This window comes from Paenibacillus sp. FSL R5-0887 (genome assembly GCF_038002305.1).
Classification (GTDB): domain Bacteria; phylum Bacillota; class Bacilli; order Paenibacillales; family Paenibacillaceae; genus Paenibacillus_AQ; species Paenibacillus_AQ odorifer.
On the sequence record NZ_JBBOCE010000001.1, the window covers coordinates 1,317,748 to 1,342,881 of the forward strand.

The 25,134-nt window shown below is 44.3% G+C and carries 25 protein-coding genes; 18 read left to right on the forward strand and 7 right to left on the reverse strand.

What is annotated here, in order from left to right; translation table 11 throughout:
* A complete protein-coding gene (locus MKY14_RS06055; RefSeq protein ID WP_076190353.1) occupies window positions 1-636 on the forward strand; it encodes a glycoside hydrolase family 11 protein in 636 nt (211 codons plus the stop codon).
* Between the two features lie 153 nt (window positions 637-789).
* Complete coding sequence (locus MKY14_RS06060; protein ID WP_076303739.1) at window positions 790-1,617, forward strand: formylglycine-generating enzyme family protein; 828 nt, start codon at window positions 790-792, stop codon at window positions 1,615-1,617.
* A 104-nt stretch (window positions 1,618-1,721) separates the two neighbouring features.
* On the opposite strand, the gene MKY14_RS06065 is transcribed toward MKY14_RS06060, so the two are convergent.
* Window positions 1,722-2,576: a LysR family transcriptional regulator gene (locus MKY14_RS06065; RefSeq protein ID WP_076303798.1), complete on the reverse strand. Its 855-nt coding sequence runs from the start codon at window positions 2,574-2,576 to the stop codon at window positions 1,722-1,724.
* 131 nt (window positions 2,577-2,707) lie between these two features.
* On the opposite strand from MKY14_RS06065, the gene MKY14_RS06070 reads away from it, so the two are divergent.
* Window positions 2,708-3,697 carry a zinc-binding dehydrogenase gene (locus MKY14_RS06070; protein WP_340394413.1) on the forward strand — a complete coding sequence of 330 codons (990 nt, stop codon included), beginning with the start codon at window positions 2,708-2,710 and terminating at the stop codon, window positions 3,695-3,697.
* Window positions 3,698-3,720: 23 nt separating this feature from the next.
* Here MKY14_RS06070 and MKY14_RS06075 read toward each other — a convergent pair whose 3' ends face one another.
* The 4 genes from MKY14_RS06075 to MKY14_RS06090 form a co-directional block, all read right to left on the reverse strand.
* Entirely contained in the window at window positions 3,721-4,290 is a 570-nt protein-coding gene (locus MKY14_RS06075; RefSeq protein WP_076125581.1) for a hypothetical protein, read from the reverse strand.
* Window positions 4,291-4,432: 142 nt separating this feature from the next.
* Window positions 4,433-5,680 (reverse strand): sensor histidine kinase, encoded by a 1,248-nt coding sequence (locus MKY14_RS06080; RefSeq protein ID WP_340975988.1) that lies wholly within the window; start codon window positions 5,678-5,680, stop codon window positions 4,433-4,435.
* Window positions 5,677-6,369, reverse strand: a complete 693-nt coding sequence (locus MKY14_RS06085) for a response regulator transcription factor (protein ID WP_076184620.1) — start codon at window positions 6,367-6,369, stop codon at window positions 5,677-5,679. The genes MKY14_RS06080 and MKY14_RS06085 overlap by 4 nt, the downstream gene beginning before the upstream one ends.
* Before the next feature lie 165 nt (window positions 6,370-6,534).
* Window positions 6,535-8,619 carry a subtype B tannase gene (locus MKY14_RS06090; RefSeq protein WP_340975989.1) on the reverse strand — a complete coding sequence of 695 codons (2,085 nt, stop codon included), beginning with the start codon at window positions 8,617-8,619 and terminating at the stop codon, window positions 6,535-6,537.
* A gap of 252 nt (window positions 8,620-8,871) precedes the next feature.
* On the opposite strand from MKY14_RS06090, the gene MKY14_RS06095 reads away from it, so the two are divergent.
* Window positions 8,872-9,375 (forward strand): DUF1572 family protein, encoded by a 504-nt coding sequence (locus MKY14_RS06095; protein ID WP_036677310.1) that lies wholly within the window; start codon window positions 8,872-8,874, stop codon window positions 9,373-9,375.
* Between the two features lie 70 nt (window positions 9,376-9,445).
* On the opposite strand, the gene MKY14_RS06100 is transcribed toward MKY14_RS06095, so the two are convergent.
* The gene (locus MKY14_RS06100) at window positions 9,446-10,315 is read right to left on the reverse strand and encodes a helix-turn-helix domain-containing protein (protein ID WP_036677307.1); all 870 of its coding nucleotides are present in this window, start codon (window positions 10,313-10,315) and stop codon (window positions 9,446-9,448) included.
* Window positions 10,316-10,438: 123 nt separating this feature from the next.
* On the opposite strand from MKY14_RS06100, the gene MKY14_RS06105 reads away from it, so the two are divergent.
* The 8 genes from MKY14_RS06105 (at window position 10,439) to MKY14_RS06140 (ending at window position 19,521) form a co-directional block, all read left to right on the forward strand.
* Window positions 10,439-11,497, forward strand: a complete 1,059-nt coding sequence (locus tag MKY14_RS06105) for a Gfo/Idh/MocA family protein (protein ID WP_076125574.1) — start codon at window positions 10,439-10,441, stop codon at window positions 11,495-11,497.
* The gene (locus tag MKY14_RS06110; RefSeq protein ID WP_076125572.1) at window positions 11,494-12,351 is read left to right on the forward strand and encodes a sugar phosphate isomerase/epimerase family protein; all 858 of its coding nucleotides are present in this window, start codon (window positions 11,494-11,496) and stop codon (window positions 12,349-12,351) included. The genes MKY14_RS06105 and MKY14_RS06110 overlap by 4 nt, the downstream gene beginning before the upstream one ends.
* A gap of 24 nt (window positions 12,352-12,375) precedes the next feature.
* Complete coding sequence (locus MKY14_RS06115) at window positions 12,376-13,269, forward strand: sugar phosphate isomerase/epimerase family protein (RefSeq protein WP_036677301.1); 894 nt, start codon at window positions 12,376-12,378, stop codon at window positions 13,267-13,269.
* Window positions 13,270-13,413: 144 nt separating this feature from the next.
* Window positions 13,414-14,547, forward strand: a complete 1,134-nt coding sequence (locus MKY14_RS06120) for an amidohydrolase/deacetylase family metallohydrolase (protein ID WP_076125570.1) — start codon at window positions 13,414-13,416, stop codon at window positions 14,545-14,547.
* 13 nt (window positions 14,548-14,560) lie between these two features.
* The gene (locus MKY14_RS06125; protein WP_370510683.1) at window positions 14,561-15,613 is read left to right on the forward strand and encodes a DgaE family pyridoxal phosphate-dependent ammonia lyase; all 1,053 of its coding nucleotides are present in this window, start codon (window positions 14,561-14,563) and stop codon (window positions 15,611-15,613) included.
* A complete protein-coding gene (dagF, locus tag MKY14_RS06130) occupies window positions 15,606-16,361 on the forward strand; it encodes a 2-dehydro-3-deoxy-phosphogluconate aldolase (protein ID WP_076184626.1) in 756 nt (251 codons plus the stop codon). The genes MKY14_RS06125 and dagF overlap by 8 nt, the downstream gene beginning before the upstream one ends.
* Entirely contained in the window at window positions 16,354-17,370 is a 1,017-nt protein-coding gene (locus MKY14_RS06135) for a sugar kinase (protein WP_340975990.1), read from the forward strand. Before dagF ends, MKY14_RS06135 begins: the two co-directional genes overlap by 8 nt.
* Before the next feature lie 213 nt (window positions 17,371-17,583).
* On the forward strand, window positions 17,584-19,521 hold the full coding sequence (locus MKY14_RS06140) for a hypothetical protein (RefSeq protein ID WP_340975992.1): 1,938 nt from the start codon (window positions 17,584-17,586) through the stop codon (window positions 19,519-19,521).
* Window positions 19,522-19,625: 104 nt separating this feature from the next.
* Here the strand turns inward: MKY14_RS06140 and MKY14_RS06145 are convergent, their stop codons facing one another.
* A complete protein-coding gene (locus MKY14_RS06145; RefSeq protein ID WP_076302088.1) occupies window positions 19,626-20,165 on the reverse strand; it encodes a GNAT family N-acetyltransferase in 540 nt (179 codons plus the stop codon).
* A 294-nt stretch (window positions 20,166-20,459) separates the two neighbouring features.
* Between MKY14_RS06145 and MKY14_RS06150 the strand changes: the two genes are divergently transcribed.
* From MKY14_RS06150 to MKY14_RS06175, 6 genes are all read left to right on the forward strand, one after another.
* Window positions 20,460-21,353, forward strand: a complete 894-nt coding sequence (locus MKY14_RS06150) for a LysR family transcriptional regulator (RefSeq protein WP_076309429.1) — start codon at window positions 20,460-20,462, stop codon at window positions 21,351-21,353.
* Between the two features lie 119 nt (window positions 21,354-21,472).
* Window positions 21,473-21,988 (forward strand): GNAT family N-acetyltransferase, encoded by a 516-nt coding sequence (locus MKY14_RS06155; RefSeq protein ID WP_339282105.1) that lies wholly within the window; start codon window positions 21,473-21,475, stop codon window positions 21,986-21,988.
* A gap of 4 nt (window positions 21,989-21,992) precedes the next feature.
* The gene (locus tag MKY14_RS06160) at window positions 21,993-22,850 is read left to right on the forward strand and encodes a transporter substrate-binding domain-containing protein (protein WP_076125557.1); all 858 of its coding nucleotides are present in this window, start codon (window positions 21,993-21,995) and stop codon (window positions 22,848-22,850) included.
* A gap of 33 nt (window positions 22,851-22,883) precedes the next feature.
* On the forward strand, window positions 22,884-23,669 hold the full coding sequence (locus MKY14_RS06165) for an amino acid ABC transporter permease (RefSeq protein WP_248548281.1): 786 nt from the start codon (window positions 22,884-22,886) through the stop codon (window positions 23,667-23,669).
* Window positions 23,666-24,376, forward strand: a complete 711-nt coding sequence (locus MKY14_RS06170) for an amino acid ABC transporter permease (protein ID WP_076125553.1) — start codon at window positions 23,666-23,668, stop codon at window positions 24,374-24,376. The genes MKY14_RS06165 and MKY14_RS06170 overlap by 4 nt, the downstream gene beginning before the upstream one ends.
* Complete coding sequence (locus MKY14_RS06175) at window positions 24,373-25,125, forward strand: amino acid ABC transporter ATP-binding protein (RefSeq protein ID WP_076125552.1); 753 nt, start codon at window positions 24,373-24,375, stop codon at window positions 25,123-25,125. The genes MKY14_RS06170 and MKY14_RS06175 overlap by 4 nt, the downstream gene beginning before the upstream one ends.
* Window positions 25,126-25,134 lie beyond the last annotated feature (9 nt).

Sequence of the window (25,134 nt, forward strand, 5' to 3'; positions counted from 1 at the left end):
ATGTTTAAATTTAACAAGAAAATCGTGACTGTAATTATGGCAGCTACAATGAGTTTCAGCTTGTTTGCAGCAACCTCAAGTGCAGCGACAGACTATTGGCAAAATTGGACCGATGGTGGCGGAACAGTAAATGCTACTAATGGATCTGGTGGGAATTACAGCGTTACATGGTCAAATACTGGTAACTTTGTTGTTGGTAAAGGTTGGAATACTGGATCCCCATCTAGAACAATAAACTACAATGCAGGCGTCTGGGCACCATCCGGCAATGGGTATTTAACTCTGTATGGGTGGACGAGAAACTCCCTCATAGAATATTACGTCGTTGATAGCTGGGGCACTTATAGACCTACTGGAACTTATAAAGGTACCGTGACCAGTGATGGAGGCACATATGATATATATACGACTACGAGAACGAACGCCCCTTCTATTGATGGTACGGCAACCTTCACACAGTTTTGGAGTGTAAGACAATCCAAGCGAGCAACGGGAAGCAATGTTGCGATCACTTTTGCCAACCACGTTAATGCTTGGAAAAGTTACGGAATGAATCTGGGCAGCAGTTGGTCTTATCAGGTGTTAGCGACAGAAGGATATCAAAGTAGCGGGAGCTCAAACGTAACAGTATGGTAACTTGAGCATCGGACCAGCTCAGGCATCTCCAGATTATTAAAATAACTATTAATCACTATCATTGCTAAGGTTGTCGGTCCACAGCCGGCAGCCTTAGATCATTCAACAAATGATACTTAACTACATACCAGTGGTTGGAAAGGAGATATATCCATGAGAAAACTATTAATTTCTCTTTTAATAGTAGTTGTTATCAGCGCTTGTTCGCAAGAAAAGCCTGAACAGAAGGATACTTATGTATTAGTCAAAGGCGGGACTTTCATTAACACAAATTCCAACTACAAAAGTACAACTATATCAAATTTCTATATCGGCCAATATGAAGTGACTCAGAAAGAGTGGGTTGAAATAATGGGAAGCAACCCTTCAGCATTCAAAGGCGACAACTTGCCAGTAGAAATGGTTAATTGGTATGACGTAATAGATTACTGTAATAAAAGAAGTATAAAAGAGGGGTTCAAACCCTATTACAATATAGATAAAAATAAAAAAGATCCGAATAATAAGAGTGATAACGATAATTTAAAATGGACAGCAACGCTCAATGCAGGAGCTAATGGTTACCGATTGCCTACTGAAGCAGAGTGGGAATATGCTGCAAGTGGAGGACAGTTGAGCAAAAGTTACACCTACAGTGGAAGCAATAAAGCAGATGAAGTAGCATGGTATTGGCAAAATGCTGGAGACAAATACTTATCAGGAGATTGGAACTGGCCGATCATAGAAAACAACCACAACAAAACAAAATCTATCGGTGGCAAAAAACCTAATGAGCTAGGTCTTTACGATATGTCAGGGAATGTAAGGGAATGGTGTTGGAACTGGTACGGAGATATAGATAGTAACAGCGGTTCTTTCCGGGTTGTAAAGGGTGGCGGGTGGATCGGCGGTATCAGCAACAACGAGATTTCTTTTCGGGGAAAGTTCGAAGCGAATGGTATGGGTCCTGATCAAGGTTTTCGAGTAATTCGTGGTGAGTAGAGGGGAACAAGACATACCAAGTATAATCGGAAAAAGCTGAAAAGGGTTTGATTAATAAACAAGCTTTGCGCTCGAATATAATCAAACCCCAATATGTATGTTTGCTATATTTCTTCGATCATTTGGATTAATTTTGACAACGCACTAGAAAAAACCGCGTTCCGGCGATACACAAACCATACCTGCAAATCTCGATATCCTTCAGGCAGACGGTGGGAAGTAATTACTCCCGCCTCTTCAGCCTTGGAAATCGAAGATTGGGGCAGCATAGACACGCCGAGTCCTGCGGTAACCCCACTTAGAATTACATCTAACGTTCCGTATTCCATAATCTTATGAGAGCTCATCCCGCTTTCATTTAGGAAACTCTCAGCTTTGGCGCGATGTGTACATCCGACGTCGAAAAACAACATTGGCTTTGTAAGCAATTCGCGCATATCGCTCTTACCTGGTTGTGAGATAAGCACCAGCTCCTCTTCGAAAGCAACAACATGTTCTATATCAGGCTGGTCAATGGGCCCATAAACAAAGGCTCCATCTAGTTGGTAATCAAGCACCTTTTGTAAGAGGTTATGCGTTTCTCCCGTTATAAGCGATAGATTAACCTCGGGATATCGTAAGTGATATTCGGTTAGCAGAGGCGTTAGATGAGTAGCCGCTGTTGTTTCGATGGAACCTAGACGGAGCGGACCAGCAGGGTGCTCAGAGTATTGTGTGGTTATCACAGCCTCGTCCATTAGTAATAATATTTTGTCTGTATATACCAGTAAGTTCTCACCTGCCGGCGTTAACGTCATCCCTCGATTGGATCGACGAAATAGGGGGATTTTCAGCTGAGCTTCTAGATACTGAATCCGGTTCGTCACATTTGATTGGACATAATTCAAGACTTGAGCAGCCTTCGTTATGCTACCCTCGCGAGCAACCGCTTGAAATATTCTCAAATCTCCACTTTCCATTTCCTTTGCACCTTCTTGGTATGATGATTTATGATAGTCACCTTCAGTTTTGATCATTTTACTGGATTACACCCACTATGTAAAATTTATTATAGATTCATTAATAACAACTTGAGGAAGGGGCTTAGATGATGAAAGCCATTATACATGCTGGAGAAGGTGGCCTGAAGGGCTTGAACTATAAAGAGATTATGGATAAAAGACCGGGGATTGGAGAAGTGAAGGTTAGGTTAAAGGCTGCAGGGCTAAACCACAGGGACTTGTTTATCATGGATGCCAGAACAAAACAGGATGTTCCTTTGATTATCGGTTCTGATGGTGCGGGGAGAATTGAAGCAATAGGTGAAGGTGTGCTTGATCATAAAGTAGGTGAAGATGTCATCATTAATCCGTGCATCGGATGGGAACATACCGATAATGTTCCAAACGTTCCAGCCATTGTTGGGGGACCTTCAGAAGGCACATTCGCTGAGTCAATCATCATTCCTGCGCAAAATGCCATCAGCAAGCCAGCTTACCTGTCATGGGAAGAAGCCGGCGTGCTGCCCTTATCTGCCTTAACAGCCTATCGGGCGCTATTCACTAGAGGCCGCTTAAAGAAAGGTGAACATGTTCTTATACCTGGTATTGGTGGTGGGGTTGCGACTTATGCCATGATGATGGCTTCAGCGGTGGGTGCACGTATCAGTGTCACTTCACGCAGTGAAACGAAAAGACAAGCTGCACTCGCTCATGGAGCTGATCATGCGTTTGACAGTCATAGCAACTGGAAGGAAAGCATGAAAGGAGACACCGTTCATCTCATCCTCGACAGCATTGGGCCTGCGACGTTCCCACATTACTTTGATATTATTAAACCCAATGGACGTATTGTTACGTTTGGTGCAAGCTCAGGAGATCGAATCGAAATCCCGACGCGAGCCATATTTTTCCCGCAAATTAGTATCATAGGTAGTTCAATGGGAAGTAGTGAAGAGTTTGCGGATATGCTTCAGTTTATGGAACACCATTCGATTCGACCTATCATTGATCGAGTGTATCCTTTACAAGACACAGTTCAAGCCTTTCACCGAATGCAGCAGGGAGAACAATTTGGTAATATCGCGATAAGAATAGAATGAGCGGAGTCCATTATAACTGGAATTCAAATGCCAAATATATCGATTTCGGAGACAGGAAACCACTTTTTCGAAGCCACATCTTTAAAAAATACTTGAATAGTGTAGGTGCCCTTTGTAGTAAAGGAATATGTATACTCATTGGTTTTGAACCAAAAGTTTTCTTCGCTGTTCTTAATTTGTTGAGCATCAATGGTTTCTGTTTTATCCGCAGGATCGGTGATCACAACCTTAATATCTGAAATTTCTGTTTTTAAATGATCCACCTGTAATAGAGTCGAAAATGCAAAACGTGACGGGCTTTTTACTTTACCAAAAATCTCTCCGTTATTATCGAGCATAACCATGTTTATATTAGGCTTGTAGATTCGAACGGTTTTACCTGATTCATCCAAGGCGAATAGTGCAAATAAATCTTTAGACAACTGTTCAGTCGTCAAGGAAATCGAACCTTCGGACAATATTGCGGGCTGTTTTTGAAGCACATTATTCAAATATAATGAAACTTCAGATGAGCCAGCTGCAGCATAAATCACGGTTCCCGGTAAAATCATGATGCAAAATCCTAAAAGAATCAGCTTCCTTATTTTTCTCAATGATTTTCCCTCCTATAGAGCTTTATGTTAATTATACCCATAAGATGGAAGATAGTTTCTTTTACACAATTAATAAAATATAAGAAGGTCAGTAGAGGGAAATACCCTTACCTGACCTTCTTGTTGTTAAATGAGAGAGTTATTATTTGAACCGTCTAATGGTAAATTGAAAAGCCGTTCCTTTTCCCGGTTTGCTTGTAACCGATATTTTTTCTCCCAGACCATTTACAATTTCCTCGGCGATAGCAAGCCCAAGACCACTTCCTTTTTCATTATGGGACTGTTCGCTTTTGTAAAATCTTTCAAAGATATAAGGGAGGTGCTCTTTTGCAATGCCGGGTCCATTGTCTGATATCTGCACAGTTACAACCCTCGAATGCACAATAGCATCAAAAGTTATTTTCCCATCCTCCTGAACGTATTTCATGGCGTTATCCATCAAAATATTGACTAATTGCAACACTTTATCTTTATTAGAAAAAACATCTGGAAGGTTTCTGGCGTTATCTGTAATCTCAAATACAATGCCCATTTCATCGGACAAGAAAGAGTATTTAGACTCAATAAGCATGACTAATTCCTGAGTATCTATTTTTTCTTTATTCCAAGTTTCTTTTTTATTTTGCATTCTTGATAATTCCAGTACATCATAAATCAATCGTTGCAAGCGCGCACATTCGGATAAAATAATTCCATAGTATTTATTTGTTTTTTCTTCATCTTGAATCATTCCATCTGCCAGCGTCTCCGTTAAAGCTCTGATAGAGGCAATGGGAGATTTCAGCTCATGGCTAATATTCGCTATATAATCCCGACGAGTCTTTTCAAGCTGCTTCATCTCCTTTAGATAGGAGGATATAAAGAAGCTGATTATTAGTGTGCCTAACAGAAGGGTACCTGTAAAAACGTAATAGAAGCCATTCAATACCGCCTGAAATTCACTACCAGGTTCTAATAAAAAGACGACTCCGACCGCTTGTTTATCCTGAATAATAGGTGCACCTACGACAATGGATTTACTCGGAAACCCATTAATATTTTTAATCGCAGCGAATTTATTGTACTTAATTACTTCGGGAATATAATCTATAAGGGCATCCTTGAATTCATCCGATGTAACATTGAAAAAAAGATGCTTATTTTCATCACCAGGTGAAAGGTCATTCCCCTCTAAATCATACACCTTCATAAGATACGGTTTAAAACCTCGAATGCTCATCTCATTTTGTGCCATTTCAGCAGCTATAGCAGAGGCCTGAGGCAGCATATCTTTTAATTTATAATTCAAAAAAAGCTGTTTAATAATCAAGGTTCCTCCAAGTTGTCCTAAAATGAAACAAAAGAGGATGGCCAGATAAATCACTTTTTTGTTGGAAGTTACTTTTTTCATGTGGAAGTCTCCATTTTGTAGCCCATCCCATAAACAGACTTGATTTCAAATCCCAAATTCTTTTCAGGCAGTTTTTTTCTCATTCTTTTTATGAGATTATCAACGGCTCTAGTATCACCGAAATAATCATAACCCCAGACCTTATTTAAGATTTGTTCTCTTGAAAGCACCTTGTTTTTATTAATTGTAAAATAGATAAGCAATTCGATCTCTTTAGGTGTAAATTCCATTCGTGATCCATTAATTTTGATATTAAAAGCATTTCGGTCAATCTTCATTTCTCCCAGCGTCAGGATGGCGTCTTCACTTGGAAAGGTGTAATGAGTGCGTTTTAAAATGGTTTTTACTCTTGTGACGACCTCCCGGGGGGAGAACGGTTTTGTAATATAGTCATCTGCACCAATTTCCAAGCCTAATATGCGGTCAGTTTCCTCACCTTTTGCGCTCAGCATTATAATCGGGACGTTACTAGTCAAGCGAATCTTACGACAGACCTCTGTCCCAAAAAGTCCAGGCAGCATAATATCTAGAATTATGAGATCAAAATGCTGATCTTCCAATTTGTAAAGAACTTCCTCACCATTGTATACGGATTCATATTCCATATTTTCCGCCTGTAAATAAGCAGATATGCTCTCATGTACAGCTATATTGTCATCACAAATTAGTATGTTCACTTTACCCTGCATAGCTACCACCTTTATTCCGATATCTTGGTCCTTATTGTATGTAAATTGTCTAAAAGGAGCAAGGAAGACTGCATGTTGGTGAGGGAAATAATCGCATTCTACATGGAATGGAAAGAGACCGATTGAAGGATCGGCCTCTTGTAACCAGAATAAGTTACTGTTCTATTATTTATTGCTGTCCTTATAGATGTTAGAAGTATCTATACTTATGGTGTGCGTTCCAGCATCCCATTCCAAATTAAAATCAAGTGATTTTGCAATATCCCTCAGCTTAAAATACTCACTACCGCCGATATTATAGCCCGTTACTGAAATCTCTTGTCCGTTCAAAGTTATCTTAGTGGCTGTCATAACACCGGTCTTTGAACTAGTATCTACAGATGCTGAAAGTTCAATGCCCGTCGGAGTGTACGTTTTGTCAGATGTAATGTTTAAAGTATTCGTATTTTCATCCGATGTCACTTCAAACTGTTGTGTAGTGTTGTTTACAACCATAGCAATGTCCCGTAATTTAAAATAGTTGCTGCCGTCGATATTGTACGCGTTAACAGATATCTTGTTACCATTCACCAACAATGATGATTTGGAAGGAATGGCAGTTGCGGATGCTTTTGGCGAAGTAGCACTAACCTTGTCCGCCCAAGCAAAAAGCTCATCCAGATCGTAATCTCCGCTGTGTGGAATATCCCAAGCCATTGCAAAGTCAACGTTTGAACCTTTGTTCTCAAGTTCTGTTGCCAATATAGTAGAAACAGCGAGGGAGGTATCACTATCCTTGGTTCCCATCCGAATCCGCCAATTATTTGTAGTGGTTGTTCCCTCAGTGCTGATATAGTTCATTGGATTCATCATTTTCACTAGATTCTGGTCAGCAAGTGTTCCCCCCGCTGTATCATGCTCCAAACCGAACTGAGTAAAATGCTGTGCAGCGACATTCGCTGTGCCGAATAGATCGTTTTCACCATTGCTCAGGTCTAAACCGTCAAAGGCTCCAGGCAGTTTCATTCTGCCCAAGTATGCAAGATATTGATCATAGTCGATATCCGTAACAGTGCCATTTTCAATGGTGATCCAGGTTTTGTCGGACAGATCTGTACCCGATTTTAACGCTTTTTGCGCTGAAGCGATCACAAAAGCTTTGATGTAATCTTTAAAGGTGCCATTGCCGTCCGCATCCATCTTCAAAGCTGTTCCGTCAGTATTCGTAAGTCCTAGACTATTGACGTATTCAGGGAACATAGCTTCCAGTTCGTTAGATACCTGAATCTGATCCTCCGTCAATGTTCCTTCTACCAACTTTCTTTCCATGTTAAAATCCGTATTTCCGGAGAAATCAAGTTTTTCATAAGTGTTAATTCCGTTGAATTGCCACTCATAAGCTGCATCTGCGTTATCTAGATTCGTAATCGGCGTGTAGGCCGAAACGGCAAAAACGTCGTCACGCTCATCAGCTGCTCCGATCGCTTCCAAATAAGGCTCATATTCCGCATTGTTGCCGGTAGCACCCAGTAATGCGGAGAGCGCGCCGCCAGCACTTGTGCCGTTAGAGATGATCTTCTCGGCGTCACCAGGCATAATGTCGTCGTTAAAGCGAAGGTAGCGGACAGCCGCCTTCAGATCTACGATAGCTGCGGGTGCCTTACCAGTGTAAACACCTTTTTCGTCCTTTGTAGTTCTACCGCGAGCGCCTGGAGATGCGACCACATAACCTTTGGACAGGGCAACTGCGATAGCACTGGGAGATTCAGATGAAGGTGTTCCTGCGTTTTCGTCTTTACCCGCAGCGGGTTTATTCAATTCCGTTCCTGTATCGGCGCCTGGGGCTGCTGCGGATTCCTTGTCTGTTTTCGGAGCGCCGTTCTGTGGACCTGCCCCCATACCCATTCCTTTACCTGTTTCAGTACTACCTGGCTGAGCAGGCATATACCCGCCAACCTGGTTTGGGAAGAAGATAGGTGCGGTATCGGCGGTGTAACTACCGATCGACTTACCCTGGAAGTATTCCTCAGGGACATAGACGTTCATAGTTTCATAATTAATATCTACAGGGTTCTTTACATAAACGATATTCTCATATGCCCGATAAGTGACGGATTGACCATCCACCGTTATGGTCTTTGTAGTATAGTTAGTCGCATTGAATTTCAAGCTATACTCGCTGTTAGTTGCTGCACTTGCAGATCCTGTAGCGAAAGAGAGGCTCATCAGAGAACATGTGAGGATAGGGGCAATCCATTTTTTAAGTTTCATTTCGTATCTCCTTTTTCTAAAAATAGTAGATAATCTCATCAGTCTCTTTTGTACTAATCTGAATTAAACAGTGTCATATACCAACTCCTTCTTTTAAGGCCAACAAACGTTATCAATTAACTCTACTCAGGAGCTCGGATAAGAATGTAACAAAACATTGTGGCATAAAAATAGCATTGGTACTGGATTTCATTTGACAGTAGAGATGAGTTTGGTAAAATTTACATAGGTTATATCAATAGGAGGTTAGCAATGGATATCGCCATTGAGTTAATTGAAAGTATGTTGGTTAAATTTAGATCGGAAAAGAAATGGACGCTCCAAGCAATCGAGCAATGTACCCAAGAGGATATTACATGGTCCCCAACCGTGGAAAGTAACAGTATTGCAAATTTGGTTGCTCATATTAGCGGAGCAGTACACTCACGAATTGAAACCATTCTTTTAGATATTCCTGATACAAGAGATAGAGAGAGGGAGTTTGAAAGAGGTCTAGAAATGACTAAAGAACAAGCTATAACCATGACCAGGGATGCTTTTGATATTATTATCCAATATCTTGAACGGCTCCAATCTAACCCGGAGTTATTGATGTCACAACCCTTTCTTAATTTGCCACCACTTACATATAGCCAAGTAAATAACGAGACCACTGCTCTTAATCTCATGATAGCGATGGTGAGAGAAGTCCATTATCATACAGGCCAAATCATCTATGCAGCAAAAATAAGAAAGGGACAGCTTGTATGGCAATAATAGTTTAACTAGAGGAACGCTGCATACACTAACAAAGGACTGCCAAGAGGCAGTCCTTTGTTCATTCTAACTAGAATCCCCTCACACTGCTAGGGGTTACTTTTTTATGCTTTTTGAAGGTGCGGCTGAAATAGTAGATATCGCTGAAGCCGGTAGTGGTAGCGATTTCAGAAATCGTTAGCTGGGTATGGCGGAGCAAATAATCTGCACGGTCTAAACGGACAGCATTTACATATTCCGATATCGTATGCCCAGTTAGTTCCTTAAAGAGACGGCTGAAATGGAAGCGGCTTAGCCCCGTTAGCGCCGCAAGTTCGTCAACTTGAATCGGTTCCTGGTAATGGGTATCGATATAACGCAAAACAGGTGCGAAGCGTTCAACGGTCTGAATACGCCTCTCTTGCTCAGCTTGTGAGAGTACGGTGACGATATGTCTACGCAACAACAGCGTTAACAGGCGGTATAGCTCGGACTTGACGGCCAGCTCGTAACCAAATTCGCGACGTTCCAGTTCCCGAATAATCGCCAAAGCACAGTCAGTAATATGCTGATCCCCCCGGATATGGTTACGTAACAGCAGCTGGTTCCGCTGAATCGGGGCGATGAACTTGGTTTCGGCAGCGTCGCTTACCGCACTATGCAGCAAAGAAGTATCTGCAATAATCGCATAATACAATAAATCAGAAGAAGCGCTTACCCCATAATGCAGCTCGTTGCTGTTCACAGCAACTAAATCGCCAGCCCGAACGTTGATCGGTGTTCGTCCGCACTCAAAAACAGCCTCACCACTTTCAATAAATATAAACTCAAGATGCTCATGCCAATGATGTGGGAACAACATAACTCCTTCTTGGTTGAAACGCTGGGTATGTACTTTAATCGGAAACTCGGGATCCGGCATGTCCATGGGTTCCTGTAGATGTTTATCATAGTCCAACATTTATAGACTGCACCTCCTATAGCACAATTGTACAAATGAAACCGCAAGGCTCTGCATGGTGTTTAAGGTTGAAATCATTATAATACGAATCATAACCTATGCAAAATAAAGGAGCGAGTGTTAATGGATAAGATCAAAATTGGCGTAATAGGTACGGGCTCTATCTCCGGCATGCACTTAAGTGCTTATCGGAATAATCCGCAGACAACCATATATGCGGTATGTGATCTGAATGAAGAGCGTGCACGCGAAGTTGCTACAGAATATAATGTCGAGAAGGTATACACGGATTATCGTGAATTACTGGCCAATTCCGAAATAGATGCAGTCAGCATCTGCACATGGAACAACTCTCATGCCGAGATCAGCATCGCGGCGCTTGAGGCAGGCAAGCATGTGCTTGTGGAAAAGCCGCTTTGCCGTACGGTTGAAGAAGCGCTTCAGGTCCAGCAAGCAGTGGAAAAGAGCGGCAAGATTTTGCAAGTAGGCTTTGTACGACGTTATGACTCCAATGCCCAGCTCCTTCAGACGTTGGTGGAACAAGGAGAATTCGGCGAAATCTATTATGCAAAAGCAACGACGTTCCGGAGACTAGGCAATCCCGGCGGCTGGTTCAGTGATATTGAACGCTCCGGCGGCGGACCGCTGATCGATATTGGTGTCCATGTGATTGATCTATGCTGGTACTTGATGGGCCGTCCGAATCCAGTATCGGTAAGTGCTAATACCTACCGGAAGCTCGGCAATCGTTCTAATATTAAGAATCTCTCATTCTATAAAGCCGCCGATTACGACGCAGCGAACAATACGGTGGAAGATTTAGCGAATGCACTGATTCGCTTTGAGAATGGAGCTTCGCTAATGGTCGATGTCAGCTTTACACTGCATGCCAAAGAAGACGAGCGTTCAGTACGCCTGTACGGTGACAAGGGTGGTTTTGAAATTGATCCTGAGATAGTCATCGTTAAAGAACAGGCGGATACGATCGTCAATACCTATCCGCAGACCGATAATAAGGGGTTTGAGTTCAACAGTGCATTCCAGAATGAAATTAATCATTTTGCGAGCAACATCAGTACCGGCTCTACACCGATTAGTCCTGTGCAAGACGGCGTTACAATTATGAAGATACTCGGCGCGATCTATGAATCCGCAGCCAAAGGTGAAGAGGTGAAACTATGAAGTTAGGAATCAGCACTTACAGTTTGCATTCGGCTTTTTCAACGGGTGAGCTCACGCTTGAAGGAGTCATTGAGACGATCGCCGATCTGGGCGCAGAACATGCGGAGATTGTACCCTTAGGTATTAATCTGGTTGAAAATCCTGAGCTAATAGATCAGATTGTACGAACAGCAGCGGGTCGTGGACTAGAGTTATCCAATTATGCTATCGGGGCGAACTTTGCCGGGCTGGAGACAGCGGAAATGCAGCGGGAAGTCGAGCGGGTAAAGCGGGAAGTAGACGTGTGCGCGGCATTAGGCATTCAGCGGATGCGGCATGATGTAGCCTCCTCAAACGATCTATCCATCACGCATTTTTTGGAAGAGCTTCCACGTTTGGCTGAAGCCTGCCGAGAAATTGCCGATTATGCCGCAGGTTTAGGCATTACGACCAGTGTGGAGAATCATGGATACTTTATTCAGCACAGCGATCGTGTACAGGCGCTGGTTCATGCGGTGGGTAGAGACAACTTCCGTACAACACTCGACATTGGGAACTTCCTGTGCGCAGATGAGAACCCGCTAATAGCTGTACCTAACAACATCAAGCTTGCTTCAATGGTGCATTTCAAAGATTTCTATATTCGTCCGCAAGACCGCCAGCCTGGCGAAGGTTGGTTCCAATCCTCCGGTGGGAACTGGTTGAGAGGTGCCATCGTTGGTCAAGGAGACATCGATATGCCGAGTGTAATTCGAATCGTTAAGGAAAGCGGTTACGATGGATATATCTCTGTAGAATTTGAGGGAATGGAAGAGTGCCGTAAGGGAACAAGACTGGGGCTGGAATACATCAAGCGGGTTTGGAACCAAATCTAATTCATTATACTGGAGGATTATGCCATGGTTAAACCAATTATCACTAATAAAATCGGTGTTATCGTAGACAGCTTTCAGGTTGGAGTGAAAGAGGGATTGCGCAAGGCAAAAGAAGCTGGGGCAGATGGAGTTCAGATTTATGCGGTACAAGGCGAATTTGATCCCGCTACTCTCTCTCAGTCAGCACGCCGTGAATGGAAGGATTACATTGCTTCGCTAGGTTTAGAAATCTCTGCCCTCGTTGGAGATTTAGGCGGACATGGCTTTCAGGACCCTGCCCAGAACCGTGCCAAAATTGAAAAGTCCAAGCGCATTATGGAGCTGGCCAAGGAGCTAGGTACAGATATCGTAACTACACATATCGGTATTGTTCCCTCTAATCCAGCCAGTAAAATCTATGAAACCATGCACATTGCCTGTGAGGAACTTAGCAGATATGCACATGAGATGAATTCTTATTTTGCGATTGAGACTGGGCCAGAACCCGCTGCACGTCTGAAGACGTTCCTCGACGGTCTGGGTTCCAGAGGGGTTTCCGTTAATTTTGATCCGGCCAATATGGTCATGGTGACTGGTGATGATCCTGTGCAAGGTGTTCATACTCTAAAAGACTACATTGTACACACCCATGCTAAAGATGGTCTCAAGCTTGCCGATATCGATCCACGCGATGTTTACGGTCAATATGGTTATGAAGCACCAGCATTAGACCATGAGAAAATCGCTGAAATGGCCGAGACCGGCTCGGCATTCCGTGAAGTTCCGCTCGGAGCGGGTTCTGTTGATTGGAACAACTATCTGCAAGCACTGAACGACATCGGTTATACAGGATTCCTGACCATAGAACGGGAAGTTGGCACTAATCCGGAGGAAGATATCCGCCAGGCTGTGAATTTTTTAAAGGGTTTTCGGGTCTGAACACGGTAGTGATAAAGAATAAATAGTTCATTCAAACAGTCCCAGTGAAAAAAGATCCTACATCCATTGGGACTGTTTGTGTTATAGATTGTGCGGGAAAGACCTAGGACGGTAATGTTCTGAATTTGGAAAGAAGGTGTGACGATGACAGCAGAACGTTTGCTCCTCCGCCGGGCGAAAGTCCTGAATGGAGCGGAAGTGGACATTGTCATAGCTGATGGCAACGTAGTCCAGATTGTTCCCGGAGGCACCGCCGAAGACCATGGTTTCAAGGTCGTGGAAGCCAATGGGGCGTATGTCTCTAGCGGCTGGATCGACTTGCATGTACATGCGTTTGCAGAATTGAATCCGTATGGAGACGAGATCGATGAAATCGGAATCAAATGTGGCGTGACTACCCTCGTGGACGCAGGTAGCTGCGGAGCGGAGCGTATTGGTGAGCTGGCAGAGGCGGGGAAAAAGTCAGCAACGCAACTGCTTGCTTTTCTTAACATTTCAAAGATTGGCCTGATGCGAATTGACGAGTTGTCCCAATTAGAGTGGATTGATCATGAAAAGGTGCTTCAGGCGGTAGTTGCTTATCCTGAATTTATCGTAGGCTTGAAGGCCAGAATCAGCAAAAGCGTAGTGGGTGACAATGGCATTCAACCGCTTCAACATGCACTGGAGCTTTCGGAAAAGACCGGGCTGCCACTGATGGTACATATAGGCTCCGCACCGCCGGATATCCGTGAGGTTTTACCGCTACTTCAACGCAACGACGTGATAACCCATTATCTAAATGGTAAAAGCAACAATTTGTTCGATAAGGAGAATCGACCGCTCCAAGTGCTGAGAGATGCTATTGAGCGTGGAGTTCACTTGGATGTGGGACATGGTACGGCTAGCTTCTCGTTCGCTGTGGCCGAGGCGGCCAAACAAAACGGTATTGATCCGGATACGATCAGCACAGACATATACAGAGGCAACCGTATCAATGGTCCCGTCTACTCCATGGCGAATCTGTTGAACAAATTCCTTGCACTGGGATATTCCCTTGAAGATACAATTGCACGGGTGACAAGCAGAGCAGCCCAGTGGCTGGGACGCCCGGAACTTGGGGAGATTCGGATCAATAACAAGGCGAATCTGACCCTTTTTCGTGTGACGGATAAGAAGATTGAACTGGTAGATTCTGAGGGGGAACGCCGGGTAGCACAGCAAACCATTCAAGCAATAGGAGTGATCATAGGTGACAAATACATGGAATGCGAAATACGGCCTGAAAAGAGTTATTAATGCAAGCGGCCGGATGAGCATCCTCGGGGTATCGGCACCGACCGATACGGTGATGGAAGCTATGCGTCAAGGCGGACAGAGTTATGTGGAAATCGCCGATTTGGTGGATAAAGCGGGGGATTATGTTGCACGTCATACAAGTTCTGAAGCAGCGGTGATCGTGAACTCGGCTTCCAGTGGAATTGCTTTATCCGTGGCGGCGCTGGTAACCCGCGGTAATATTCGTACAAGTCTGCGGCTCCATCAGGATAGCATTGTTAGAAATGAAATTGTAATGCTAAAAGGTCATAACGTACAATACGGTGCACCAGTGGAAACCATGGTTTATCTCGGCGGTGGTAAAGTAGTGGAAGCAGGTTATGCCAATGAAGGACGGGCGGAGCATTTGGCTGCTGCGATCTCGGATCAGACTGCGGCTATCTTGTATGTCAAATCTCATCATGCCGTTCAGAAGAATATGATCTCTGTAGAGGAAGCTTGGGCTGTGGCCCAAACTCATAACGTCCCGCTTATTGTAGATGCTGCAGCGGAAGAGGATCTGCAGAAATACGTGCAAATATCCGATCTGGTCATTTATAGTGGCTCCAAAGCCATAGAAGGTCCAACATCCGGACTTGTGGCGGGAAAACGTCTTTATATTGAATGGCTGAAAGTGCAGCTTCACGGCATTGGACGCAGCATGAAGGTTGGTAAGGAAACATCCTTCGGCCTGATGCAAGCGTTGGATGAATATGCTCACAAACAGGATACAAGCGAAAAGGAAAAAGCTACGCTCCAATTGCTGATGCCGCTCGATGGGCTTCCCGGAATTCGGGTAACTATCGTGCAGGATGAAGCAGGCCGGGCGATTTACCGTGGACGCATCCATGTGGACCCGAATCAGTGCGCAATAACAGCACTTGAGCTGTCCCAGCAGCTTCAACAAGGTGAAGTGGCTATTTACACTAGAGACTATGGGGTAAGGCAAGGTTATTTTGATATTGACCCGCGTCCGCTAATGGGTGATGACATAGAAATGATTACAGCGAGGATAAGGGAATTGACAGGAGGGCCAAGCAATGTCTGAAATTAACAAGCGGTTCTATAAAGGTCGGGTGGCCTTAAACGTATTGGCTAAGGATATAGAAAATGCCAAAGAGGTATTTGCTGCTGCCGAAGGTTATGTACTGGTCGGTGTATTGTCCAAAGACTATGCAACGGTAGAAGAAGCTGTGCAGGCGATGGAGGCATATGGGCGGGAAATTGACGGTGCGGTATCAATAGGACTAGGTGCGGGTGATAATCGGCAAGCTGCTGTTGTTGCAGAGATTGTCAAATCCTATGCTGGCAGCCACATTAATCAGGTATTCCCAGCAGTTGGTGCGACCCGTGCCAACCTTGGAGCGAAAGATAGTTGGATTAACAGTATGATCGCACCAACGGGACAACCTGGTTTTGTGAATATCTCCACCGGCCCGGCCAGTGCGGCACAATCTGTACCCGCTGTAATTCCCGTAAATGCGGCGATTGCATTGGTTCGGGATATGGGCGGAAATGCTTTAAAGTATTTTCCGATGCAGGGGCTGAGCCGTAAAGCGGAGCTAATCGCAGTGGCCAAAGCCTGTGCGGAAGAGGGGTTTGCGCTGGAGCCGACCGGCGGTATCGATCTGGACAACTTTGAAGAGATCTTGTCTATTATATTGGAAGCGGGAGTGCCGCAGGTGATTCCCCATGTCTATACATCGATCATCGATCCGCAGAGCGGAAGAACGAGAGTGGCGGACATACAACAGCTGTATCGGACGATGAAAAAGCTGGCGGATCAATATGCCTAAACATATCGCCGCTTTTGGTGAAATAATGATGCGGCTACAGGTACCTGGCTTTGAACTGTTATCTCAGGGTAACCTGCTGAAGTATTCGTTCTCCGGCACCGGAGTCAATGTACTGTCCGCATTGTCCCGATACGGACATCGGGGGACTTTGGTGTCCAGACTGCCTGCGAATCCTATTGGTGACGCAGCAACAGCCTATCTTCGGCGACTGGGCATCCAGCCGGAGCATATCCAACGCGGGGGCTCAAGTATAGGGATGTACTTTCTTGAAAACGGATTCGGGGCTCGCCCCTCCCGAGTGACTTATTCCGGTCGCCCGGAGAGCAGCTTCAATACTGCTCCTCCGGGTACTTATCCATTCGCAGAGCTGGCAGACCTCGCGGATACTGTTCATTTCTGCGGGATAACACTGGCAATGAACGATGATGTGCGAAAAGCGATGAAAACTTATGCAAAAACGGTTAAGCAACACGGTGGTCTAGTCGTTTTTGACTGCAATTACCGCCCATCGCTCTGGGGGGAGAGAGGCTATGAGCTGGCGCGCTCCCATTACGAAGACATGCTGCATTTGGCCGACATCGTGCTGATGAATGAAAAAGACGCAATGCTAATCCTTGGTATGAAGCCCGAAGGAACTTCAAGAGAAGAACAACTTCAGGAGCTGATTCCCACAGTAGCTTCACGCTACAGTCTAAGTACGGTAGCAGGAACGCATCGGTCCATCCATGATGATAACCACCACTCGTTGCGCGGTTATATCTTCAAAGCCGGTTGCTTCGCTTATTCCGAGACCTTAACCTTTCCGGTGCTTGATAGAGTCGGGGCTGGAGATGCATATGCCAGTGGTATAATTCATGGTGAGCTGGAAGGTTTTGATCCTCAGCATACTGTAGCCTTTGCGGCCACGGCCGGTATGCTAGCACACACAGTAGAAGGAGATTCTCCGCTGGCCTCCGAGCAAGAAGTTATTGGTGTATTGACGGGTGCTGTAAGAGATATATTGAGATAAAGAAGAAGCTGCCTTACAGGAGAACAGGCCTGTGCGGTGGCTTTTTTTATCGCTGCAAACACTGTACTTTTGTTCAGGCCAAGAATCAGATCCAATGGTTACAGGCTATATTTGGCTTAATTAGATCTTTTTAAATAGGTGTAAAATCTCATTTTTTGCAACTTTATCCTCTATCCGGCGTCAAAGAAGAGAGAATAAGAAGGGAGAGCCTATATGAAAAAGTTAAATCTACTAGCCCTTTTAGCAGTTATTTCAATAATCTTTGTTGGATGTACCAATACAGGGAATAAAGATAAAGGGAATCAAACGCTAATCGATCTGAGTTCTGTGGACTCCATTACAATCCATAATGATAGCGGCGGATTAATAACCATAACGGACCAAAAGCTAATAGAACGTTTCAATAAAGCTATACATACTGCTGAGTATGACAACGCGAAGCTTGATATTGCAGCACCTGATTATGAGGCTATTGTTGAATTGAAGAATAAAGAAAATGAAAAGTTCTCATTCTGGATTATGGGCAGTAATAATGGTCTTTTCACCAAATCAGGAGTAAATGGGCATTACAAGTTATCTGAAACGGATAAGACTGCTTTGCTTACCTTATTTCAATCAAATGATCAGCATATAGAATCCGATAATCTAAAGATAGATGAGACCATCAAGCGAATCACATTAGCAAACGCTCTAGCACATGGTTCAGTGAATGCTAACATAAAGGATGAATATACAGATCATGAAACCATAGATATTTTCGTCCGAGCCATCCGTACCGCTGAACAAATACCAGGGAATTTAAATACCGCAACGCCTAACTACGATATCGTTCTAATCTCAGATAATAATAAATATGCCTTTCATTTATGGATTAACGAGACAAGCGAGCAAGGCATGTTAATGAATGTGAACAAAACGGATACAAGCTACACACTTACTAAGGAATCAACTGCCGAGTTAAAGAAGATTCTGTTCTCGGAAGCAAAATTTAATGGTTTGGAGTTTAATACAGAACGGAACTCTATTGGAGATCTGGTGGCCAAACCGATTGGCCTATCCGAAAATAACTATCTGTTAAACGGTGGAGCAGTAGTTGAACTGCAAGGGATAGCTTATCATACCATTCATCTTTTCTATGGCGACCATAATGCTGTCAACGCTTTGTTAGCCCATGATCCTGCTTCGGATGAGGTAAAGGTGAAATGGAGCGACGAGCTCAACGATTCCAATAATCGCTGGAATAATGCTTTTATGAGCAACTATAATATGCTAATCCCGCTGGATGAGGATCATCTATTATTTCTGGAATCGGATGTGACGAAAAAAGCTGGGCAATATCATTTGTCCTCATATAATGTTCTTACAGGAAAGATTGAACGACTTCGGGAAAACTTCTGGCCGCTTTCTGATGATTATGATTACATTTATAAATTTCAATGGAAAGCTGATGAGCAAAAATTGTTTATGCAGAGTTATCTCGGCAATGTATGGATCTTTGATCTGAAAACAGGAAAGGACGATGTTCATCTTCTGAAATATCGCGTAATCCCACATTCGACGACCGGGGCGCCATCCCTGTTCCTCTCACCAACTTTTAAAAGATTTGTACATGATGATGAGAGCGGCGAATTAACCTTTTACGATAATAAAGGAGTTTCTCTTCGTACTGTTCCGTTACCACAAGAGCAATATGTACCTTCTGAGAAAATAAAGTGGAACCCGGCGGGCACGATTGCCTGGATGGATACAGCAGAAGTCAACGAAAACCGAATTCTTGACATCGATATCGATTATCTGAAAATAGCTGCACAAAAAATTAATTTTTATAATCAGGATGGTCTTTCCATCGGCTCCATTAAGACTGAAGGCAACCATGAAGATACAGCTATTGAAGTTGTGGGGTGGATGGACGCTAATGTAGCCGTGATAAAATCCTATACTGTAGAACTTATACACAAGGATAATGTAGGGCTTAATGTTAAGGATGTTTCTTATTATCTCTATGATGTAAAAAAGAAGCAGAAGGGGGCAAGCTTTTCATCCATCCCTTCCCGTGCTACCGTTACTACAGATCTTCGAATGGGCGATGCCGATAATACGGGGGAGATCACTGTGAGTTTTAAAGAAATCACTTATAAAAAAGAAAAATAAAGAAGCCTCGGGAGTTTACCGTAACGATCACACAAGATCATTGGGGAAGCTTTCCGAGGCTTCTTTTTATATTTAAAAGACAAATATTTAAGAATTCTCGAATTCTATATTTGTCCCGCTGTAGAACGGACGGAGGACAGCAGGTCTAGCCGGAAGCCTTGTACTAGAGTGTCACCGTTCATAAGATCGGTCTCATATGCACGATTAAAGCCTAAGCGCTGGTACAGTTTGATGGCTGAAGACATCATTTCCGAGGTGTGCAGGTTCAAGGTGGTGGCACCCAACTGTAGTGATCTCCGTGCAGCATCGCGAATCAGAAGGGTTGCAACGCCAAGACCACGAGCGGATGGAGATACGGCTAGCAGACGTAGGATAGGGGAGTGAATCCCTAGCTCCGGTTTCCCGTAAGCCGTTTCCGAGGAGCTGAACAAGAGTGCGCTACCAACGATTTTCTTGTCGATTTCTGCGATGATCCGTACGAGCGGGGTATCACCATGAACGGAATCAAGAAGCGATTTCCGGTACTCCAGCCACAACGGCTCAGGCATGATCTTCGAATATTGATGGTATGCATCTAACAGCACTTCGGCGATAGCATTACAATCTTTATTCTCAGCTTCACGGATAATGATCTTTTGTGACATGTTTTTGCTATCCCCTTTCAGACAAATGTTATGTTCATTCGAATGAAATTATTATATATGATAATTCCCAGTGGAATAAGAGGTGTTTTATAATTCTGATATAGGAATAGAAAAGTTCTATATGAAATAAACATAACGTTTGATTCAAAATCCGATTGATTTACACGGAATTAATTGTTGACAAAAAATAGGGCGATGACTAAGATATAAACAAAATCTATAGGAAAGCATCGCTATAATTCATTGTTTTTTCATCGGAATAGTAAAATTAATAAAAGCATAGGGGGATTAGGGATGAACATTGAAAATATTGAGGCCTTTGTCTACATCAATCATTATGGAAGCTTCAATAAAGCGGCCGAAGTCCTATATATCTCACAGCCGACAGTAACGGCCCGGATTCAATCGCTAGAAAGGGAACTGGATTGCAAAGTGTTTGATCGGTTGGGGAAGCAGATTAACCTGACGGATAAAGGTAAACAGTTTCTACCCTATGCCCAGCAGATTCTCCAGATCTATCAGAACGGTAAATATCAGGTTCAGGCTAAGGGACACATTCCAAATGAACTGAGAATCGGCAGTACGGTCTCGGTTTCCAATTATTTAATGCCCCATCTGATGCTTCATTTAAAGCGCAGATATCCTCATATCACAATCAAGCTTATGACAGCTTCTACGGAAGTATTGACTGAAAAGTTAAAATCGAAAGAGCTTGATTTGGCTTTTATCCGTAAGGTCGTAAATCCGGCAATTCAAACCTTTCCATTCTGCGAGGACCCCATCTCACTGTATGTACATGAGGGACACCGCTTTGCTAAAGCACAGCGGGCTTCACTGGAGGATATCCGCCAGGAGACGTTGGTTTTTTTTGAATGCGGATCTTTGGATTGGATGCGGCTGCATCGTGTATTTGAGAGTATGGAACAGCCACCGAAGATTGAATATCAGGTAGATAACCTGGAGACAGCCAAAAAGCTGGTATTGAAAAAAGCAGGCATCTGTTTCCTTCCCGCCCTCAGTGTGCAAGAGGAAGTGGCGACGGGGTCGCTGATCCGGGTGGATATTGCGGAGACGGAAGGCATCTCCTTGCGAACCAGCCTGATTTCATTGAATGGAGAAAACGCAGAATTCATCGAAACCTTGCTTGAACTGGGGATTGGTAAAGTGGGAGATCGACTAATTGTATAGATGTATTAAAAAACTCTATTAGCGCGTGGACACATGCAGTGATAAAGTTAATTGCATATAATCACGACTATTTCGATAGGGATTATTAAATTAATTTCCGAAAGGCTGGAGGGCATGTGATGAGTGAGGTATTCAGGCTGGCAGAACTGAAGGATGCGGAGCAATTGCTAGATGTTACATATCGTGCCTATCAGCTGATTCGTGAACTCGGGCTGCATTGGCCGGCGGCCACAGCCGACTTGGCGCTTATTGAAGACAATATAGCTACGAATGAGTGTTATGTGCTTGAAGTTGACGGAACGATAGTTGCAACCATAACCCTTTCAAAGGAAGAAGAGATTAAGAAGATTAGCCCACTGCCTTTTATCAAATGGTTTGCTGCTCATCCAGATTACAGTAACAAAGGTTATGGTGGAAAACTTTTGGATTGGGTGGAAGAGAACATTATTGCTGGACAGTTAGGTTCGGCTGCAGTCACGCTGGCAACGGCGAAGAAACATCCGTGGTTGGTTCAAATGTATGAACGCCGGGGGTACGAACGGTTTTTAGAACTGGATCAGCAGAACGGTGACGGCATTATGTATCTGATGAAAAAAACACTTACAGACAAACCACAGTTCATTCAAAGGGGATAAAACAATGAAAAAGTCCATTTCACTAGTATTTGCATCGGTATTGACACTGGCGATTGCCGGCTGCGGAAACAACAGTAACAGCGCTAGCAGCAATCAGAATGGAAATGCAGCAGAAGCTGCGGCACCGGCAAAGGATTCGGCAAAGGTAACTAAGATCATTGTGGGCACGGGTACTGCTTTTCCGAAAGTCTGCTTCATAGATGAGAACGGCAAACTCACCGGATTTGATGTGGAACTGCTCAAAGAAATCGATAAGCAGCTGCCAGAATATGAATTCGAATTTCAAACCATGGATTTCAGCAATCTGCTGCTGAGCCTGGAAACCAAAAAAATCGATTTGGTCGCCCATGTCATGGAGAAAAATCCGGAACGGGAGCTGAAATACTCTTTTAACAAAGAAGCCTATGCCCACTGGAGAAACCGCATTGTAGTGGCAAAGGATAATAATTCAATCCAATCGCTTGATGATCTCAAAGGGAAAAAGGTGCTTGTAGGTGCAACGAGTGCACAAGCACAAATACTCGAGAACTACAATAAAGAGAATGACAATGCGATTGATATCGTGTATCAGAATGGTGCAGCGAATGATACCGTCGCACAGATTAGTACTGGGCGTGTGGACGCTACGCTGGCTGCAGATTTTGTCCTGCCGATCATTGATCCGCAGAGTCAGCTAAAAGCTACGGGCGACGAGCTGTCATCCGCGGATATTCTCTATGTTTTCCGTAAGGATGATGCCGATTCACAAAAGCTGTCAGATGCGATTGACAGTGCGATTAAAGAGCTGAAGACAGACGGCACACTAGGCAAGCTTAGTACGGAATGGTTGGGTGCGGATGTTACAGCGGATTCGGTTAAATGATTGAGCCGGTGAGCACGGGAAGGGGGGGAATATATGGGCGCACAGTTTGATATCAGCTTTGTATTTACGTTTTTGCCTAAGTTACTAGGGACTTTAAGCACCACGCTTCTGATTGTCGCCTGTTCTCTACTGACAGGAATTCTTGTCGGCTTTCTCGTAGCTCTGCCAAGACTTTATAAAGTGCCTGTGTTAAAAACCATCTCCGAAATCTATATTTCTTTTTTTCGGGGAACTCCGATTCTTATCCAGCTCTTCTTGTTTTATTATGGTCTGCCCGAAATTATGAAGCTGGTTCATGTCGATATGACCCGGACTCCGGTGCTTGTTTTTGTGATTCTTACTTACGGGCTGCATACGGGGGCATACATGTCCGAAATGATCCGGGCTTCTGTAATGGCGGTGGATAAGGGGCAGGTAGAGGCTGCTTATGCTACAGGGATGACGGGGTTTCAAGCTTTTACGCGAATCGTGCTGCCGCAGGCGCTCGGAATCGCAGTTCCGGTATTCTCCAATCTGGTGATTGCTCTACTGAAAGATACGTCATTGGCCTTTACTCTTGGGGTGATGGAAATGTCAGGTAAAGCACAGACGCTAGGCAGCTTAACTCAGCATTTTATTGAAACGTATATCGCGCTTGCGCTAATCTATCTGGTTATCAGCTTTACAATTGAGAAACTGCTGCTTATAGCAGAACGCCGGCTGCTGCGGCATGAGAAACGGAATACACCGGAGAAAAAATCGTTCAAAATCAACAAAAGCTGGTCCTACCGCCGCATCATTGCTGAACTTGGACCGGGTAAAGGAGGTAGCGGATTATGAAGCTGGACCCATCTTTTATCTGGACTGCTCTGGTGCAAATTTTAAGTGCAATTCCTGTGACCTTATCTATTACTGCTGTCTCAGTACTCATTGGATTTGTGATTGGTGTGGCTGTAGCGTTGATCCGGATATACAGAATTCCGCTGCTGTATCCGCTGGCTGTCGGTTATGTTACGTTCATCCGCGGGACACCGATGCTGACGCATCTTTTGCTTATCTATTTTGGGCTTCCCGTGTTAATCGATGGTCTGGCAGTGCAGTTCGGCTGGAGCTTCAGGTCGGTAGCCATTCCGATGATCGGTTTTGCCTATATTTCGTTCTCGATTACAGCGGGAGCCTATATGTCCGAAGTCGTCCGTTCCGGTCTGCTTGCTGTGGATCGCGGTCAGCTGGAAGCTGCCCATTCTATCGGAATGACCACACCCCAGGCACTGCGGCGGATTGTTTTTCCTCAGGCGCTGGCGGCGAGTCTGCCTAATCTGTCAAATTCGGTAATTGGTATGCTGCATGGATCTACCCTTGCTTTTACCGTTTCGGTGGTGGATATCAATGCTAAGGCGCAAATTGTAGCTTCAACGAACTGGAAGTTTTTTGAGGCTTATCTGGCGGCAGCACTGATTTTCTGGGGACTTACGTTCCTAATCGAACGCGTGACGTCGCTGATTGAAAAAAGAATTAATCTGTACAATCGAGGTGGAGTAGCATGATCAAGCTTGCGCAAATTTCGAAGTCATTTGGTCGGAATCAGGTGCTCAATAATATAGATTTAACGGTGACGAAGGGTGAAGTTGTCGTCATTCTCGGTCCCAGCGGCTCAGGCAAAACGACACTTTTACGCTGTGTGAATTATCTGGAGAAGCCAAGCAGCGGAGAGATCGCCATCGGCGATTTCAAAGTGAACTGCAAACATCCCCGCAAAAAGGAGATTCATCTGCTCCGGCAAAAAACGGCAATGGTGTTCCAGCAGTACAATTTATTCCGCCATAAAACCGCGCTGGAGAACGTGATGGAGGGACTGCTGATTGTCAAAAAGCTTCCGAAGGACGAAGCGAAAAATCGGAGTATTGCCCTGCTTGAAAAGGTTGGTCTTGGCAGCAAGCTGGACGCCTATCCAAGTCAGCTGTCCGGAGGCCAGCAGCAGCGGGTTGGCATTGCCCGTGCCTTGGCGCTCGAGCCGGAGGTTATATTGTTCGACGAACCCACATCGGCGTTGGACCCAGAGTTAGTGGGTGAGGTGCTGGCCGTCATCCGTAAAATTGCCAAGGAAGGCATCACAATGATTGTGGTGACTCATGAAATGGGCTTTGCTCGCGATGTGGCGAATCATGTGGTTTTTATGGACGGAGGCGTCATTGTTGAAGAAGGGACTCCGGCAGAGCTGTTTAACCATCCGCGCGAAGAAAGAACGAAGCAGTTCCTGAAGCGGATCACACCTGAATTTAACTATTCCATATAGGAGGAAAAA

What these genes read in the sequence shown, in the direction of transcription:
- MKY14_RS06165 (WP_248548281.1), top strand. Translation starts at nt 22,884, where the DNA reads ATGGGCGCACAGTTTGATATCAGCTTTGTATTTACGTTTTTGCCTAAG.
- MKY14_RS06115 (WP_036677301.1), top strand. Translation starts at nt 12,376, where the DNA reads ATGGTTAAACCAATTATCACTAATAAAATCGGTGTTATCGTAGACAGC.
- MKY14_RS06095 (WP_036677310.1), top strand. Translation starts at nt 8,872, where the DNA reads ATGGATATCGCCATTGAGTTAATTGAAAGTATGTTGGTTAAATTTAGA.
- MKY14_RS06100 (WP_036677307.1), bottom strand. Translation starts at nt 10,315, where the DNA reads ATGTTGGACTATGATAAACATCTACAGGAACCCATGGACATGCCGGAT.
- MKY14_RS06135 (WP_340975990.1), top strand. Translation starts at nt 16,354, where the DNA reads ATGCCTAAACATATCGCCGCTTTTGGTGAAATAATGATGCGGCTACAG.
- MKY14_RS06060 (WP_076303739.1), top strand. Translation starts at nt 790, where the DNA reads ATGAGAAAACTATTAATTTCTCTTTTAATAGTAGTTGTTATCAGCGCT.
- MKY14_RS06085 (WP_076184620.1), bottom strand. Translation starts at nt 6,369, where the DNA reads ATGCAGGGTAAAGTGAACATACTAATTTGTGATGACAATATAGCTGTA.
- dagF (WP_076184626.1), top strand. Translation starts at nt 15,606, where the DNA reads ATGTCTGAAATTAACAAGCGGTTCTATAAAGGTCGGGTGGCCTTAAAC.
- MKY14_RS06125 (WP_370510683.1), top strand. Translation starts at nt 14,561, where the DNA reads ATGAGCATCCTCGGGGTATCGGCACCGACCGATACGGTGATGGAAGCT.
- MKY14_RS06055 (WP_076190353.1), top strand. Translation starts at nt 1, where the DNA reads ATGTTTAAATTTAACAAGAAAATCGTGACTGTAATTATGGCAGCTACA.
- MKY14_RS06080 (WP_340975988.1), bottom strand. Translation starts at nt 5,680, where the DNA reads ATGAAAAAAGTAACTTCCAACAAAAAAGTGATTTATCTGGCCATCCTC.
- MKY14_RS06090 (WP_340975989.1), bottom strand. Translation starts at nt 8,619, where the DNA reads ATGAAACTTAAAAAATGGATTGCCCCTATCCTCACATGTTCTCTGATG.
- MKY14_RS06155 (WP_339282105.1), top strand. Translation starts at nt 21,473, where the DNA reads ATGAGTGAGGTATTCAGGCTGGCAGAACTGAAGGATGCGGAGCAATTG.
- MKY14_RS06170 (WP_076125553.1), top strand. Translation starts at nt 23,666, where the DNA reads ATGAAGCTGGACCCATCTTTTATCTGGACTGCTCTGGTGCAAATTTTA.
- MKY14_RS06065 (WP_076303798.1), bottom strand. Translation starts at nt 2,576, where the DNA reads ATGGAAAGTGGAGATTTGAGAATATTTCAAGCGGTTGCTCGCGAGGGT.
- MKY14_RS06175 (WP_076125552.1), top strand. Translation starts at nt 24,373, where the DNA reads ATGATCAAGCTTGCGCAAATTTCGAAGTCATTTGGTCGGAATCAGGTG.
- MKY14_RS06110 (WP_076125572.1), top strand. Translation starts at nt 11,494, where the DNA reads ATGAAGTTAGGAATCAGCACTTACAGTTTGCATTCGGCTTTTTCAACG.
- MKY14_RS06140 (WP_340975992.1), top strand. Translation starts at nt 17,584, where the DNA reads ATGAAAAAGTTAAATCTACTAGCCCTTTTAGCAGTTATTTCAATAATC.
- MKY14_RS06160 (WP_076125557.1), top strand. Translation starts at nt 21,993, where the DNA reads ATGAAAAAGTCCATTTCACTAGTATTTGCATCGGTATTGACACTGGCG.
- MKY14_RS06070 (WP_340394413.1), top strand. Translation starts at nt 2,708, where the DNA reads ATGAAAGCCATTATACATGCTGGAGAAGGTGGCCTGAAGGGCTTGAAC.
- MKY14_RS06120 (WP_076125570.1), top strand. Translation starts at nt 13,414, where the DNA reads ATGACAGCAGAACGTTTGCTCCTCCGCCGGGCGAAAGTCCTGAATGGA.
- MKY14_RS06105 (WP_076125574.1), top strand. Translation starts at nt 10,439, where the DNA reads ATGGATAAGATCAAAATTGGCGTAATAGGTACGGGCTCTATCTCCGGC.
- MKY14_RS06150 (WP_076309429.1), top strand. Translation starts at nt 20,460, where the DNA reads ATGAACATTGAAAATATTGAGGCCTTTGTCTACATCAATCATTATGGA.
- MKY14_RS06145 (WP_076302088.1), bottom strand. Translation starts at nt 20,165, where the DNA reads ATGTCACAAAAGATCATTATCCGTGAAGCTGAGAATAAAGATTGTAAT.